This is a genomic window from Streptomyces sp. NBC_01197, assembly GCF_036010505.1.
GTDB lineage: Bacteria > Actinomycetota > Actinomycetes > Streptomycetales > Streptomycetaceae > Streptomyces.
Genome location: NZ_CP108569.1, coordinates 2727447 through 2742007 on the forward strand (window position 1 = coordinate 2727447; position 14561 = coordinate 2742007).

The 14561-nt window shown below is 70.3% G+C and carries 13 protein-coding genes; 9 read left to right on the forward strand and 4 right to left on the reverse strand.

Annotated elements, in window-relative coordinates:
* The first annotated feature begins 11 nt into the window (after positions 1-11).
* The gene (locus OG452_RS12270) at positions 12-1313 is read left to right on the forward strand and encodes a poly(ethylene terephthalate) hydrolase family protein (RefSeq protein WP_327295665.1); all 1302 of its coding nucleotides are present in this window, start codon (positions 12-14) and stop codon (positions 1311-1313) included.
* 97 nt (positions 1314-1410) lie between these two features.
* Here OG452_RS12270 and OG452_RS12275 read toward each other — a convergent pair whose 3' ends face one another.
* Together OG452_RS12275 and OG452_RS12280 are read right to left on the reverse strand one after the other, a co-directional pair.
* On the reverse strand, positions 1411-2376 hold the full coding sequence (locus OG452_RS12275) for a DeoR/GlpR family DNA-binding transcription regulator (protein ID WP_327295666.1): 966 nt from the start codon (positions 2374-2376) through the stop codon (positions 1411-1413).
* Positions 2377-2489: 113 nt separating this feature from the next.
* The gene (locus OG452_RS12280) at positions 2490-3929 is read right to left on the reverse strand and encodes an NAD(P)H-quinone dehydrogenase (protein WP_327295667.1); all 1440 of its coding nucleotides are present in this window, start codon (positions 3927-3929) and stop codon (positions 2490-2492) included.
* Between the two features lie 237 nt (positions 3930-4166).
* Here OG452_RS12280 and OG452_RS12285 point away from each other — a divergent pair, with 237 nt between their 5' ends.
* From OG452_RS12285 to OG452_RS12295, 3 genes are all read left to right on the forward strand, one after another.
* Positions 4167-4604, forward strand: a complete 438-nt coding sequence (locus tag OG452_RS12285; RefSeq protein ID WP_327295668.1) for a gamma-glutamylcyclotransferase — start codon at positions 4167-4169, stop codon at positions 4602-4604.
* 124 nt (positions 4605-4728) lie between these two features.
* Positions 4729-5559: a purine-nucleoside phosphorylase gene (locus OG452_RS12290; RefSeq protein ID WP_327295669.1), complete on the forward strand. Its 831-nt coding sequence runs from the start codon at positions 4729-4731 to the stop codon at positions 5557-5559.
* A 195-nt stretch (positions 5560-5754) separates the two neighbouring features.
* Positions 5755-7410 carry a phospho-sugar mutase gene (locus OG452_RS12295; protein ID WP_327299598.1) on the forward strand — a complete coding sequence of 552 codons (1656 nt, stop codon included), beginning with the start codon at positions 5755-5757 and terminating at the stop codon, positions 7408-7410.
* Positions 7411-7462: 52 nt separating this feature from the next.
* On the opposite strand, the gene OG452_RS12300 is transcribed toward OG452_RS12295, so the two are convergent.
* On the reverse strand, positions 7463-8413 hold the full coding sequence (locus OG452_RS12300) for an SDR family NAD(P)-dependent oxidoreductase (protein WP_327295670.1): 951 nt from the start codon (positions 8411-8413) through the stop codon (positions 7463-7465).
* Between the two features lie 195 nt (positions 8414-8608).
* Positions 8609-10690, reverse strand: a complete 2082-nt coding sequence (locus OG452_RS12305) for an alkaline phosphatase family protein (protein WP_327295671.1) — start codon at positions 10688-10690, stop codon at positions 8609-8611.
* 296 nt (positions 10691-10986) lie between these two features.
* Here OG452_RS12305 and OG452_RS12310 point away from each other — a divergent pair, with 296 nt between their 5' ends.
* The 5 genes from OG452_RS12310 to OG452_RS12330 all read left to right on the forward strand — a co-directional run bounded on the left by OG452_RS12310 (position 10987) and on the right by OG452_RS12330 (position 14476).
* Positions 10987-11952 (forward strand): GlxA family transcriptional regulator, encoded by a 966-nt coding sequence (locus OG452_RS12310; protein WP_327295672.1) that lies wholly within the window; start codon positions 10987-10989, stop codon positions 11950-11952.
* A 195-nt stretch (positions 11953-12147) separates the two neighbouring features.
* Positions 12148-12822, forward strand: coding sequence for an HD domain-containing protein (locus OG452_RS12315; RefSeq protein ID WP_327295673.1), 675 nt, complete (start codon positions 12148-12150; stop codon positions 12820-12822).
* A gap of 64 nt (positions 12823-12886) precedes the next feature.
* Positions 12887-13309 (forward strand): RidA family protein, encoded by a 423-nt coding sequence (locus OG452_RS12320; RefSeq protein ID WP_327295674.1) that lies wholly within the window; start codon positions 12887-12889, stop codon positions 13307-13309.
* Between the two features lie 236 nt (positions 13310-13545).
* A complete protein-coding gene (locus tag OG452_RS12325) occupies positions 13546-14292 on the forward strand; it encodes a class I SAM-dependent methyltransferase (protein WP_327295675.1) in 747 nt (248 codons plus the stop codon).
* A 49-nt stretch (positions 14293-14341) separates the two neighbouring features.
* Positions 14342-14476, forward strand: coding sequence for a hypothetical protein (locus OG452_RS12330; protein WP_327295676.1), 135 nt, complete (start codon positions 14342-14344; stop codon positions 14474-14476).
* Positions 14477-14561: the final 85 nt, after the last annotated feature.

Sequence of the window (14561 nt, forward strand, 5' to 3'; positions counted from 1 at the left end):
CCCTCCACCCCATGAAACTTGGACGCACGGGGCGTGCGAAATTGCTGCTGCTTGCCGCGCCCCTGACCGCTTGTGCTGTTTGCTTCACCTCGACGGAGGCGTTCGCTGCCGCCGGTGGGGCCGGTACTCAGCCTGCGCGGCACGGAGTGAGCGAGGTGCACTACAACCTGGGCGACGAGGCTTTTCAGCCGCCCGAGTCTCTCGGCTACGTGGGCGGGAATGAGCTGGACGGGGCCGTTTACTACCCCGCCGACATCTCCTCCGGCACCCACCCGCTGATCATGGTCGAGCACGGATTCTGGGATACCTGCGCCGACGCCGACGCCTCCACGTCACTCACCGCGGCGCAAGCCGCGCTGGCGAAGGACGAGCAGAGCGATGACGCGGCCGACGCGGCGAAGCAGGAGGCGATCATCAAGGCCGACTCGGACCGGCTGTCGGCCTGGCCGTGCGCACCCGGGGTGCGGCAGATCCCCAGCTATCTCGGATACGACTACCTGGGCCGTGATCTGGCAAGCCGGGGGTTCGTCGTTGTCTCCATCGGGGCGAACGGCATCAACTCGACGTCCCCCGGCCAGGCTGACACGGTCTATCAGGAGCGCGCGGCACTGATCAACGCCCAGTTGCGCATGTGGCGGCAACTGTCGTCGACGGGCGGGGGCCCGCTGCGCGGCGGCTTCGTCGATGCCACGTCCGGACTCCCGTCGCCGGTGAACTTCAAGAACCATGTGGACTTGCAGAACGTGGGGCTGATCGGGCACTCCATGGGCGGCGGTGGAGTGATGCAGGAGATCGCCGACAGCAGCCGTCATACGTGGCCCAAAGGCGTGTCCGTCAAGGCGGCGTTCACTCTCGCGCCCACCGCCACCTGGGACGTCGATCCCATCACCAAGACATCGTTCGCGGTGATGTGGGGCACGTGCGACCAGGTGAACACCGGAGAGTTCTTCGACTGGAACAAGGACGACAACAGCGCGCCGATAGGCCAGTACACGGTGCGGGGCGGTGTCCACGACTTCTACAACAAGCAGTGGTCACCCAGCAGCGGCCAGGTCAGCGCACATGACGACGCCGTTCCCGGCAGCAAGCCAGGCACCTGCAAGTCCCAGTTCCTCGGAGCCACCGCCCCCCAGACCGATCAGAAGGAACTCTCGGAGCAGCGGCAGCGCCGGATCACCAAGGATTACGTGAGCGCCTACTTCGCTGACCACCTGCTCGGCCGGACGCAGTATGAGCCCTACCTGACTGGAGAGAAGTCGTTCCCCGGTACGGGCGGTGCCGTCAGCACCCAGTTCGACGGGGGCGTCAACTGAGCGCTTCCCCACCTGGCTGATACCGGGTGAGAGCCCCGCCCCATGCCGCGCACAACACCCCGTCGGCCTGACAGCCACGTGATCCGCCGGGCAGAAGCTAGCGGCGGCGCATGTCGGCCACCCGCGCCTGCTGTTGGTGCTGTTGCTGCTCGGCGAGCGAGGCAGCGCTGCGCAGCGGCTGCGGGCCCGGTCCGCCCGGGTGCGTACGCCGCTGCCCGGGGAGCGGCATGTCCCTGCGGGGCGGCCGCCCGCCGGGTGCGGTCTCACCTCCCGCACCGCCGCTCTGCCCGGCCACCGCGATCTGGACGCCCTGGTCGGCCAGCGCCTGCAACTCCGTTGCCGCACGGTCGTCCTGGGCGGACGGTTCATCGGTGACCAGCCGGGTGATCACATCCGTCGGCACGGTCTGGAACATGGTGTCGGTGCCCAGCTTGGTGTGGTCCGCGAGGACCACCACCTCCGCGGCGGCCTGCACCAGTGCCCGGTCGACGCTGGCCGAGAGCATGTTGGAGGTGGAGAGACCGCGCTCGGCGGTCAGCCCGCTGCCGGAGAGGAAGGCGCGGGAGACCCGCAGCCCCTGGAGGGACTGCTCGGCACCACTGCCCACCAGCGCGTAGTTGGACCCGCGCAGCGTGCCGCCGGTCATCACCACCTCGACCCGGTTGGCATGGGCCAACGCCTGGGCCACCAGGAGGGAGTTGGTGACCACCGTCAGTCCTGGGACGCGGGCGAGCCGGCGGGCCAGCTCCTGTGTGGTCGTCCCCGCGCCCACCACGATGGCTTCGCCTTCTTCGACGAGCCCGGCGGCGAGATCGGCGATGGCCGTCTTCTCGGCGGTCGCGAGATGGGATTTCTGCGGAAAGCCGGACTCTCGCGTAAAACCACCCGGCAGTACCGCACCGCCATGACGGCGGTCGAGGAGTCCTTCTGCCTCCAGCGCCCGCACGTCCCGCCGTACGGTCACTTCGGAGGTCTGGACGACACGGGCGAGCTCACGGAGCGACACGGCCCCGTTGGCACGCACCATTTCAAGGATCAATTGGCGACGTTCAGCAGCGAACACGAAACAGACAGTAACCTGACCGGCCGATAGTTCTCAGCACTTTGCGCCGAAAAACAGAAGTTGCGCACAGATTGGGTCAGCAAGTGGTATACGGGGCGCGAACGCCCCTCGCGTCAGGCCTCGCCGGCCATCTTCCGGGTGTGCAACTGCCGTGCCACTTCGGCGATCGAGCCGGAGAGCGACGGGTACACGGTGAAGGCGTTCGCGATCTGCTCCACCGTCAGGTTGTTGTCGACCGCGATCGAGATCGGGTGGATCAGCTCGCTGGCCCGCGGGGCCACGACCACCCCGCCGACCACGATGCCGGTACCCGGGCGACAGAAGATCTTGACGAAGCCGTCCCTGATGCCCTGCATCTTGGCGCGCGGGTTGCGCAGCAGCGGCAGCTTGACGGCGCGCGCCACGATCTTGCCCGAGTCGACGTCGGCCTGGGTGTAACCGACGGTGGCGATCTCCGGGTCGGTGAAGACGTTGGAGGAGACCGTCTTGAGGTTCAGCGGCTGCACCGCGTCACCGAGGAAGTGGTACATCGCGATACGGCCCTGCATGGCCGCGACCGAGGCGAGGGCGAAGATCCCGGTGACGTCACCGGCCGCGTAGACGCCGGGTGCGCTGGTACGGGAGACCTTGTCGGTCCAGATGTGGCCGGACTCCTTCAGCCGGACCCCGGCCTCGTCCAGACCCATGCCCGCACTGTTGGGGATGGCGCCGACCGCCATCAGGCAGTGGGTGCCGGAGATGACCCGGCCGTCGGCCAGGGTGACCTCGACCCGGTCGCCCACCCGCTTGGCGGCGGCGGCGCGCGAGCGGGCCATCACGTTCATGCCACGGCGGCGGAACACGTCCTCCAGGACGGCGGCGGCGTCCGGGTCCTCGCCGGGGAGCACCCGGTCACGGCTGGAGACGAGCGTGACGCGGGAGCCGAGCGCCTGGTAGGCGCCTGCGAACTCGGCGCCGGTGACACCGGAGCCGACCACGATGAGCTCCTCGGGCAGCTCGTCCAGGTCGTACACCTGCGTCCAGTTCAGGATGCGCTCGCCGTCCGGCTGCGCGTCCGGGATCTCCCGGGGGTGCCCGCCGGTCGCGAGCAGGACCGCGTCGGCCGTCAGCGTCTCCTCGGTGCCGTCGGCTGCGGTGACGACCACCTGGCGGGAGCCGTCCATCGCCTGCTGCCCGACGAGCCGGCCGCGGCCGCGCATCACCCGGGCGCCGGCCCTGGTGACCGATGCGGTGATGTCGTGGGACTGGGCGAGCGCGAGCCGCTTGACCCGCCGGTTCACCTTGCCGAGGTCCACGCCGACCACCCGGGCCGCCCGTTCCAGCGGTGGGGTGTCGTCGGCGACGATGATGCCCAACTCCTCGTACGAAGAGTCGAAGGTCGTCATCACCTCGGCCGTGGCGATCAGGGTCTTGGAGGGCACGCAGTCGGTGAGCACGGATGCGCCGCCGAGTCCGTCGCAGTCGACGACGGTCACCTCCGCGCCGAGCTGGGCGCCCACCAGGGCCGCCTCGTATCCGCCAGGTCCGCCGCCGATGATCACGATCCGGGTCACGAAAAATCCGCCTCGCGTTGTCACCCCGGCCGCACTGCCGCCCCGGCCGGGGGTCCGGGGGGTGCCCCCGGGGAATGCAGTACGTGCTTCATTGTCCCGCACTCTTCAAGATGCTTCACCCCGGGGGCACCCCCGGAGCGCCCCCGGCCGGTCGGACGTGCCCCGGGGCACTCTTCCGGACGGCCGTCGCGGCGAAGTGACCCGGCCCCGAAATCCCACTGTCGTACCCTCGACAGCATGTCGCTCTACGCCGCGTACGCCGGCAACCTCGACGCGCGGCTGATGAGTCGCCGCGCTCCGCACTCCCCCCTGCGCGGCACCGGCTGGCTCAACGGCTGGCGGCTGACCTTCGGCGGTGAGCACATGGGCTGGGAGGGCGCGCTCGCCACCCTGGTCGAGGCGCCGCGCTCGCAGGTCTTCGTCGCTGTCTACGACATCGCCCCGATGGACCAGGACTCGATGGACCGCTGGGAGGGCGTCGGCCTCGACATATACCGGCGGATGCGGGTCCGGGTGGACACCATGGAGGGCGAGGAGCCCGCCTGGATCTATGTACTGAACGGGTACGAGGGCGGGCTGCCGTCGGCTCGGTACCTGGGTGAGCTGGCCGACGCCGCCGAGTCCGCGGGAGCGCCGCACGACTATGTGATGGAGCTCCGCAAGCGCCCCTGCTGAGGGCAGCGGGGGCGCCCCGCAGGGGCCCTCGCCGGGCGTTCGTCGGAAACGACAAGACAACGATCCCAAGTCCGTCCACCGAGACATCTACGCGCGTAGGCCCAGAACGGTTACCCTCTTCGGCGTGAACGCTTCAGTTAACCCGGACCTCCAGGTCGCCGCCGACAACCCCACTGTCGCCGCCGACGCCGCCGCCACCCGCCTCCGTGAGCTCACCGGCGCTGAGACCCACGATGTGGCCCTCGTCATGGGCTCCGGCTGGGCGCCGGCCGTCGACGCCCTGGGCACGCCCGTGGCCGATTTCACCGTGACAGAACTGCCCGGGTTCCCGCCGCCCGCCGTCGAGGGCCACGGCGGACGCATCCGCTCGTACGCCGTCGGAGGCAAGCGCGCGCTGGTCTTCCTGGGCCGTACCCACTACTACGAGGGCCGCGGGGTCGCCGCCGTCTCGCACGGTGTGCGCACCGCCGTCGCGGCAGGCTGCAAGACCGTCGTCCTGACCAACGGCTGCGGCGGTCTGCGCGCCGGGATGCGCCCCGGCCAGCCGGTCCTCATCAGTGACCACATCAACCTGACGGCCACCTCGCCGATCATGGGCGCCAACTTCGTGGACCTCACCGACCTGTACTCGCCGCGGCTGCGCGCGCTGTGCAAGGAGGTCGACAACACACTGGAAGAGGGCGTGTACGTCCAGTTCCCCGGCCCGCACTACGAGACGCCCGCCGAGATCAACATGGTCCGGGTGCTCGGTGGCGACCTGGTCGGCATGTCCACGGTGCTGGAGGCCATCGCCGCACGCGAGGCCGGAGCCGAGGTGCTCGGCATCTCGCTGGTCACGAACCTGGCGGCCGGACTGACCGGCGAGCCGCTCAACCACGAAGAGGTACTGCAGGCCGGCCGTGACTCGGCCGCGCGGATGGGATCGCTGCTCTCGAAGGTCCTGGAGCGGATCTGACGCGCCCGTCCCGGCCCCCGCTCCTCGATGGCAGCAGGATCAAGCCCGTCCGGCGATTGAGGACATCTTTCAGCCTCTGCCGGTGGTACCTCCCGGCGGTAGCCGGGGGAGCTTGAGGAGCGGGGCCTGGGGGCGGAGCCCCGGTCACGGGCACCACCAGCCCTACCCACCGTGAGGAACGAAAGGCAGACCACCGTGCAGCAGGATCTGATCACCCGTGCCGAGACCTGGCAGGCGGAGGACCCCGACCCCGACACCCGCGAAGAGCTGGCACGGCTCATCGAGGCGGCCACGGGCGACACGGAGGGCGGCGCCGCCACCGCCGAGCTGGCCGCCCGCTTCGGCGGCACCCTCCAGTTCGGTACGGCCGGCCTGCGCGGAGAGCTGGGCGCGGGGCCGATGCGGATGAACCGCGCCGTCGTCATACGCGCCGCGGCCGGCCTCGCCGCGTACCTCAAGGCACAGGGCCAGGCCGGCGGCCTGGTCGTCGTCGGCTACGACGCCCGCTACAAGTCCGCGGACTTCGCCAGGGACACCGCGGCCGTCATGACCGGCGCGGGACTGCGCGCCGCCGTGCTGCCCCGCCCGCTGCCCACCCCGGTCCTCGCCTTCGCCATCCGCCACCTCGGCGCGGTCGCGGGCGTCGAGGTCACCGCGAGCCACAACCCGCCGCGCGACAACGGCTACAAGGTCTACCTCGGTGACGGGTCGCAGATCGTGCCCCCGGCGGACACCGGGATCGCCGCGCGGATCGACGCGGTGCGGAGCCTGCACGACGTACCGCGCCCCGAGAGCGGCTGGGAGATCCTCGGCGATGACGTCCTGGGCGCCTATCTGTCCCGTACGGACGCCGTACTGACCTCCGGCTCCCCCCGCACCGCCCGCACCGTCTACACGGCGATGCACGGCGTCGGCACGGAGACCCTGCTCGCCGCGTTCGCCAGGGCGGGCTTCCCGGAGCCGGTGCTCGTCACCGAACAGGCCGAGCCCGACCCGGCGTTCCCGACGGTCGCCTTCCCCAACCCGGAGGAGCCGGGCGCGATGGACCTCTCCTTCGCGACCGCCCGCCGCGCCGCCCCCGACATCGTCATCGCCAACGACCCGGACGCGGACCGCTGCGCGGTGGCCGTCCCGTACGAGGGCGACTGGCGGATGCTGCGCGGCGACGAACTGGGCGCGCTGCTCGCGGCGCACCTGGTGCGGCGCGGGGTGACCGGCACGTTCGCCGAGTCGATCGTGTCGTCGTCGCTGCTCGGCCGGATCGCGGAGGCGGCGTCGCTCCCGTACGAGGAGACGCTGACCGGCTTCAAGTGGATCGCCCGCGTCGAGGGCCTGCGGTACGGATACGAGGAGGCGCTCGGCTACTGCGTCGACCCCGACGGCGTGCGCGACAAGGACGGCATCACGGCGGCCCTGCTCGTCGCCGAACTGGCCTCGGTACTGAAGGCCGAGGGCCGCACGCTGCTCGACCTGCTCGACGAACTGGCCGTCCGGCACGGGCTGCACGCGACGGACCAGCTCTCGGTGCGCGTCGAGGACCTGTCGGTGATCACCGACGCCATGCGCCGGCTGCGCGAGCAGCCGCCGACGGAGCTGGCGGGCCTCAAGGTAACGAGCGCCGAGGATCTGTCCGACGGCACGGAACACCTGCCGCCCACGGACGGCCTGCGCTACCAGCTGGAGGGCGCCCGGGTGATCGTCCGCCCGAGCGGCACCGAGCCGAAGCTCAAGTGCTACCTGGAGGTGGTCCTCCCGGTGGACTCCATCGACGGCGTCCCGGCGGCCAGGACCCGGGCGGACCGGGTCCTGGCGGCGATCAAGGCTGACCTGTCGCGGGCGGCAGGGCTGTAGGAACGGGGCCCCGGCGGGGGCGGGCCGTTACCGCCCCCGCGTGCGGCTCCGCCTACCGGAAGCCGAGGTGCGGGTCGGTGCCCGTTAGCTCGCCGCCGGCGGCCCACAGACGGGCGGCGACGGCCCGGTCGGCCATATGTGAGGGGACCGGCTCGCACCGTGGTGTGCCGCGCAGGCCGAAGACCCTCGGCCCCCACAGCTGCCCTCCCCGCACCGCCGGATCGAGGACTGCACGTACGACGGGCCATGCTCCGGCGTCCTTGCCCTGCACCAGGAGCCCGGCGGGCAGGCCGCGCAGCCGCTCGCCGGGGGTTCGCGCATGTACCGGCGGGCGGGACGGGGTGAGGGAGTCCAGCGCGCCGCCGGGGTGGGCCACCACGCTGAGCACCGTGCTGTCGACGGCACGCAGGCGGCGGTCGAGTTCGAAGGCGAAGGACATCTGCGCCAGCTTCGACCGGCCGTAGGTGCGCTTGGGCCGGTAGTCCCGGAGCGACTGCAGATCGTCCAGGTCCAGTCGCTCGGACCGCGCCGCGAAGCTTCCCACCGTCACGACGCGGCCCGCCGGTGCCGCCGACAGCAGGGGGGCCAGCCACTGGGTGAGAGCGAAGTGGCCGAGGTGGTTGGTGCCGAACATCAGCTCGTGACCGTCCCCGGTTTCCCGGCGCGGCGGGTCGTCCAGCGCGACCCCCGCGTTGTGGACCACCGCGTCGAGACGGTCGAGGTCCAGCCTGTCCACGGCGGATTTCAGGGAGCCCAGGTCGGCGAGGTCCAGTGGAAGGTGGCGTACGTGCGCGCCGGGGACGCGCGAGCGGATCGAGGCCATGGCGGCGTCGGCCTTGGCGGCGTCCCGGCTGCCGAGTACGACGATGGCCCCGGTGGCGGCGAGCTGTTCGGCCACGAAGTAGCCGATCCCGGCGTTGCCGCCGGTGACCAGGAAGGTCCTGCCCTCGGCGGTCGGCAGCCGGTGAACGTCCCACGGCCGGCTCTGGGATGCGGAAGACACGATAAAGGCTCCTTGCTCTCGGGGCCGGCACGCTCATGGGGAGCACCGGCCCGCCCAAGATCGCACCCTCCACCGACATACCGCCGACAGATCACCCACCACCGCCGACAGGCTTCCGACACCGCTCCCCCGAGCTGCGGAGTGCATCCGTTGCGCGCGGGCCGGGACGCCGCGCGCAACGGATGTTCTGGCTGATCAGCCCTCTCTGGACACGGCGATCCGTCCCGCGTACCGCTGCGTCCAGCTGGTGTCGGTGTCCACGGTGAGGACCACGTCGTAGTAACCCTGCTGGGTCGGCCACCTGACGTCCGTCGTCCTGCCGCCGCGCACCGTGACGCTACGGGTGCCGCCGAGGTAGTCGTGGGCGGTGAGCGTGTAGCGCACCGCCTCGGTACCGTCGTTGTGCAGCCTGAGCTTCACCTGGCCGCCGTGCTCGGTGCCCTCGTCCTTGAGCAGGGCGGCCTGCACGCGCGGGAGGCCACCGCCCTTCGCGCCGGCCGGTGCCACCTGCCCGGCGAAGGAGCGTACGAAGCCGTCGTTGCAGTAGATCGAGAAGGCGTACGCGCCGTCGGTGGCCGTGGTGTCCCAGGTGTACTCGCGCGGCTTGCCCGCGGTGACGGTGAACGGCGTGTTGGAGAACGCCTGGTGCTTGTCCGGGAACACCTGGAAACTCACGGCCTTGCCCTTCGGGCCGCCGGTCAGGGTCATCGTGGCGGTGACCTTCCCCGACGCGTGGTCCTCCACGAGGGTCGCGTGCGGATGGAAGGTCAGCGGGCGCGGCTTCATGTGGCCGGCGCTGATCGACACTGGCTGTTCGGCGAGCGGGTCCGCGAAGGCGGCCGGCCCAGGCTGCGGGTGGGCGAAGTCGAGGGCGCTGGTCAGGTCGCCCGCGATCGAGCGCCGCCAGTCGCTGATGTTGGGGCAGGTGAAGGGCTTGCCGAGGTGGGCAGCCCAGGTCTCCAGGAACCGGATCGTCGAGGTGTGGTCGAAGACCTCCGATGCGACGTGGCCGCCGCGGGTCCACGGCGAGACCAGCAGCATCGGCACCCGCGCGCCGAAGCCGAGCGGGTACTCGCCGGCGTACTCCCGCGCCGTGCCCGCCTCCGGCCACGGCGGCAGCACATGGTCGAACTTCCCGTCGTTCTCGTCGTAGTTGAGGATGAAGAGGGTGTGGTCCCAGATGTCGGAGTTGCCCTGCAGGATGTCGAGGACCTTCTTGACGTAGCGCTCGCCGTGCATCGTGTCCGCGCCCGGGTGCTCGGACCAGCCGTACGGCGCCACGATCCAGGAGACCGCCGGCAACGGGTGCTCCGCGCCCGGCTGGCAGGCGTCGTGGAGGTCCTTGAGCACCGCGTCGAGGTTGGCCTCGGAATCGCCGCTCGGTGATGTCATGCCGGAGTAGTACGTGGCGTTGCCGCGCCAGATCAGCCCGGTGCCGGGCCGCAGCTTGGGGTCGTCGGCGCTCAGCCCCTCCGGGTCGAATCCCTTGAAGTACTTCAGCTCGTTGTCGCCGTAGTCGCCGACCCAGCTGCTGACGTAACCCTGCCGCCCGTTGCCGCTGTTGTCGGAGTAGAGCCGCCAGTCGATGCCGGCCTGCTGGAGCTGCTCGGCCACGGTGATCCAGGGACGGGAGTAGTTGGACTCGTCGGTGTTGCCCGTCTCAGCGTTGGCGGTGCCGCTCCACAGGTACTTCCGGTTGGGGTCCGTCGGACCGAACTCGGAGCAGAAGTACTGGTCGGCGATGGTGTACTGCGCGGCGACCGAGTGATAGAAGCTCATGTAGGCGTCGCTGTGGTAGTTCATGCAACTTGCGCCGGAGTGCTGCACCCACATGTCCCACTTGCGGTGGTTGGCGTCGCCCCAGGCGCCGTGGTCGTTGCCCCAGGCGCCGTCGTCGGCCTTCGGGGTGGTGATGGTGCCGTTGCCGTCCTTCTGCTGGAAGACGGTGGTGCCGTCCTGGAACCGCAGGGCCTGCTTGTCGTTGAAGCCGCGTATGCCGGGGAAGGTGCCGAAGTAGTGGTCGAGGGACCGGTTCTCCTGCATCAGGATCACGACGTGCTTCAGGTCCGACATCTGGCCCTTGAAGCCCCTCGGCAAGACGTACCCCGCGTTCGGAGCGGCGTACCCGGGGCCCGCACCGGCGATCCCGCCGAGCGCCACCGCTCCGGCGGTGGCCCCCACACTCTGGAGGAACCGGCGGCGGGTGGCGGCGCTCGTCGTCGTGGTGCTGCCGCCGGGCTCGGACTCGGGCCTCGGGGTGACCGGATCGGTCGTCAATGGAGTTCCTCACGTGGGCGCGGATGCTGGGGCGTACGGCTCCAGTTGCTCATGCCTGGCGTACGGGCTGCAGCTGCTCATCCAAGTCGGCCAACACCAACTCCGCGTGAATCCCGGCTGAGCGATGGCTGTCTCGTGCTCTTCGGCGGCAGTTCGTGCGGGAGTCAGGCCCACCTGCAGCCGGTCCCGGGCGGCTCCGCCGTGCCCCACCTCTCCGGGCCTCTCCGGGCCTCTCCGGGCCTCTCCGGGCCTCTCCGGGCAGTGGCAAAAATCCACCACTCCATTAGGATTCTGCCATGGCAGTACATCGAGTCGCGGTCCTCGCGCTGGACGGGGTCACCCCGCTCGACCTGGCGATCCCGACGCAGATCTTCAACGCCCGGCCGGAAACCCCGTACGAGATGACCCTGTGCGCGCTCGACGCGAAGGTGACCACCACCGCAGGGTTCGCGCTGGTCGCAAGTGGGGGCCTGGAACAGGTACGCGCCGCCGACACCGTGATCGTGCCGGGGTTCGAGCCGGTCGGCCGTCCTCCGGACGCCGTGCTCGCCGCGCTGGCCGAGGCCCGCGGCCGTGGTCGGCGCGTGGTGTCGATCTGCACGGGAGCCTTCGCGCTGGCCGCGGCGGACCTCCTGGACGGCCTGCACGCCACGACCCACTGGAAACACATCGAGGAACTCGAGCGGGACTTCCCCGCCGTCACGGTCGACCGCGACGTTCTGTACGTCGACGAGGGGGACGTCCTCACCTCGGCCGGGGTGTGCTGCGGTATCGACCTCTGCCTGCACATCGTGCGCCGCGACCTGGGGGCGGGGATCGCCAACGAGATCGCCCGCGGCCTGGTCGCCGCCCCGCACCGGGACGGCGGGCAGGCTCAATACGTACCCGCTCCCATCGCGGTGGCCGGTGAGGCCTCGCTCTCCGCGACCCGGGGATGGGCCCTGCAGCGACTCGAAGAGCCACTCACGCTGCCGGTGCTCGCCCGCCACGCCGGCCTGTCGCAGCGCACCTTCATCCGCCGGTTCACCGAGGAGACCGGCACGACCCCACTGCGGTGGCTGCTCAATGCCCGGCTCAGCCGGGCACGCGAACTGCTGGAAAGCACCGACCACCCCGTGGACCGGGTGGCGAGCGACTGCGGGCTGGGCACAGCCGCCAACCTGCGTCTGCACTTCCGCCGCGCACTCGACACCACACCCACCGCCTACCGACGCACCTTCTGGTGCGCCAACCGCGCCCAGCAGCCAGTCCCGGGACCCTGAACCGGGCCACAGCGTCGACGAGTTCACACTTCGTCGGCGGTGACGCTTCAGAACCCTGACCGACGGTCATGGCGACGGGCGGGGTGATCCCGTCCGGCGCCGGGACCGCGACTCGATGCCGCCGTGGCAAAATCCTATCGAAGTAAGGGATTTTTGCCACTGGTCGGGCGGCGGGGCCGCGGCGACGATGAAGTCATGACCGGATCTCTCCACGAGGAAGCCACCGACCTGGTCACACTGCCCGGCACACCTCTCGCCGGCGCCGTTGTGAACCTCATCCGGCCGGTGCACACACCCTCCCTGTTCAACCACAGTGTCCGTACCTACCTGTTCGCCAGGCTGGCGGCCGCCCGCTGCGACCTGGCCCCCGGCCGGGACTACGACGACGACCTGCTCTTCGCCGCCTGCGCGATGCACGACCTGGGCGTCGCGCCCGACGGCCCGCACCGCCAGCGTTTCGAGGTCGAAGGCGCCGACCGGGCCGCCGAATTCCTCATTCAGCAGGGGACGTCCACCGCCGAGGCCGACCAGGTCTGGCAGGCCATCGCCCTGCACACCTCGCCCGGCATCGCGGAACGCCGCGGCACGCTCTGCGTACTCGTCCGCGAGGGCGTCGCGCTCGACTTCGGCGGGCCGCTCGGAACCGACCACCTCGACGCCGTCACCGACGAGCAGGCCGACGCCGTCCACACCGCTTATCCACGGCTGGAAATGGTCCGCTCACTCACCGACGCGATCGTCGCGCAAGCAGCGAAGGATCCGAAGAACGCGCCCAGGTATGCGATTCCCGGTGAACTCCTCCGTGAACGCGACGCTTTCGGCCAGACCCGGCTGGAGCATGCCTGCGGTTCCTCCCGGTGGGGCAACTGAGCCCCCCGACTCCATGGCCGAGCCAGAAGACAAACCCAGTCGACGAAAAAGGAAACTCATCGCAATGACCACCCACACCGTCGAGATCCCCGAGGATTCCGAAGTCTTCGGAGAGACCACCAACGCCTTCGCGCGCTTCGGCTACTCCGCCGCGGTCCGCGCGGATGGCCTCCTGTTCATCGCGGGAACCATCGGCCGCCGCGCCGACGGAACCATCCCGGACACCATTGAGGAGCAGACCGAGATCGCCATCCGGCGCATCGAGGAGATCCTCCGGCTGGAGAACCTCGACCTGTCCGCCCTCGTCGACGTGACCAGTTACCACGTCGACATCCACCAGCACATGCCCGGCTTCGCCGAAGCCAAGCAGCGCCTCATCAAGGCGCCCTTCCCGACCTGGTCGCTGATCGGCGTCAGCGGCCTCGCCAGCCCGGGACTTCTCGTCGAAATCCGTGCGACCGCCGTCTACCCCGACGCATCCCGGTAGACCACAGCTCCTGGGCCAACCCTCCGGCCGCGCGCTCAACACGCGGACAGGCAGCGGCAGTTGACGCAGCCGTACCTGCCGGTCGGCAGACCAAGCAGCCCGCCGCCGGCGTTCGTGCGACCGGCGCCCGAGCCCTCCGATCTTTGGAGCTTCTGCCAGTACGGGCCTGCTGCCGCGTTTGGAGAGACTGGCGGGGTGTCCGGGGGGCAAGGGCACCACAACGGGAGGAGTGTGCGATGAGCGCACAGCAGACGTACGACGAGATCGGTGAGGCGTTCGAGGTCTTCAAGGCCCTGCCGCTGGCCCAGTACGTGGAAGCGCCCAGCTTCCTCGGTCTGGTCGGGGACGTCGCCGGCAAGAAAGTGATCGACCTGGCCTGCGGCACCGGCTTCTACAGCCGTGAGCTGAAGCGGCGCGGCGCGGCAGACGTGTTCGGCGTCGACATCTCCGGCGAGATGATCGGCGCCGCGCAGGGAATCGAGCAGGCCGACCCGCTGGGTGTGCGCTACGAGGTCGGCGATGTGGCCGACCTGTCGCTCGCGGTGGAGCGATTCGATATAGCGACCGCGGTGATGCTGCTCAACTACGCGGAGACCGCCGATGAGTTCGAGCACCTGTGCCGCAAGGTGCACGAGAGCCTGAGGAGCGGTGGCGAGTTCTTCATGCTCCACCAGACGCCGGACTACGACTTTTCCGGGCCGTCGCCACGCGCGTACGGGTTCCTCACCGAGCTGACGGGTGAAGAGTTCGGAACCGGGCCCCGGGTGAGGACCACGGCGTTGCTGGAGGGGGCGCCGATCTCGTTCACCTCCGGCCTGGCACGCCGCGAGGTGTTCGAAGAGTCCCTGGCCAAGGCGGGGTTCAGCGAGATCACCTGGGTACCGACCGAGGTGTCGCCCGCCGGGATCACCGCGTACGGGGACGAGTTCTGGGCGGACTACCGGGCCAACCCGGCGTTCGAGATGCTGCGCTGCCGCGCCTGACGGCGGAGCAGCCAAATTGGGGGCGGCCCGGCCTCCGGGATCTGCCCGGATGAGGACCGGGCCGCCCGCCGCCCGCTGCGCCGAGCGCGTCGGCTTCACCGACGCCGCCGACTCCACCGCGTTCTTCCAGCGTCAGACCGGTCTGCCGCCGAACCGCCGGGGCAGCACCCCCAGCGGCCGCTGATCCCGGCCCGGAAGGTGCGACTGACACCGTCCGTGAAGAATTTCCCCGCTGTGCCCCTTCTGTTGGCTACGCCTGGCTACTTTTC

Coding starts and splice junctions, on each gene's coding strand:
- OG452_RS12270 (WP_327295665.1), top strand. CDS start 12: ATGAAACTTGGACGCACGGGGCGTGCGAAATTGCTGCTGCTTGCCGCG.
- OG452_RS12285 (WP_327295668.1), top strand. CDS start 4,167: ATGTCGCTCTACGCCGCGTACGCCGGCAACCTCGACGCGCGGCTGATG.
- OG452_RS12310 (WP_327295672.1), top strand. CDS start 10,987: ATGGCAGTACATCGAGTCGCGGTCCTCGCGCTGGACGGGGTCACCCCG.
- OG452_RS12315 (WP_327295673.1), top strand. CDS start 12,148: ATGACCGGATCTCTCCACGAGGAAGCCACCGACCTGGTCACACTGCCC.
- OG452_RS12320 (WP_327295674.1), top strand. CDS start 12,887: ATGACCACCCACACCGTCGAGATCCCCGAGGATTCCGAAGTCTTCGGA.
- OG452_RS12325 (WP_327295675.1), top strand. CDS start 13,546: ATGAGCGCACAGCAGACGTACGACGAGATCGGTGAGGCGTTCGAGGTC.
- OG452_RS12330 (WP_327295676.1), top strand. CDS start 14,342: ATGAGGACCGGGCCGCCCGCCGCCCGCTGCGCCGAGCGCGTCGGCTTC.